General features: G+C 66.2%; 1 protein-coding gene. It reads right to left on the bottom strand.

The features are described 5' to 3' along the window. On the bottom strand, positions 1-427 hold a 427-nt coding region (locus QCE79_RS33690), incomplete at its 3' end, for a response regulator transcription factor (RefSeq protein ID WP_309851884.1). Positions 428-461: the final 34 nt, after the last annotated feature.

Genomic DNA, 461 nt, shown 5'->3' with positions numbered 1-461 from the left:
CGGCGCGCCCGCTCAGGTTCTGCGCGAAGCGTTCAGCCATCGCGAGGCTCACGTACGCGCCCCCCGCGGCGACCTTGGTCACGGCAGAGACCAGTTCCGCGCTCGCGCTTTCCTTGGTGAGATAGCCGGATGCACCTGCCTTGAAAGCGCGCGTGGCGTATTGCTGCTCCGCGTGCATGGTGAGCACGAGAATGCGCAGGCCGGGCTTTTCCTCCTTGATCTGCACGAGCAGATCGAGGCCGCTGCGGCCCGGCATGGACAAATCGAGGACCAGCACGTGCGCCGGCGTCGAACGAACGAGAGCAAGCGTGCTCGCCGCGTCGCTCGCTTCGCCGGCGACCTCGAAGCCGCTCGCGTCGGCGAGAATATGGCGCAGTCCGTCGCGTACCAGCGTGTGGTCGTCCGCGATCAGCACTTTTATCGTCATGGTTGCGATTCCTTTTCCCGCACGGCGTCGCGCG

The sequence above is a fragment of the Caballeronia sp. LZ003 genome (genome assembly GCF_031451465.1).
In the GTDB taxonomy this organism is placed as follows: domain Bacteria; phylum Pseudomonadota; class Gammaproteobacteria; order Burkholderiales; family Burkholderiaceae; genus Caballeronia.
Note: the sequence above shows the minus strand (reverse complement) of the source record. Positions and strands in the feature narration are given on the sequence as shown.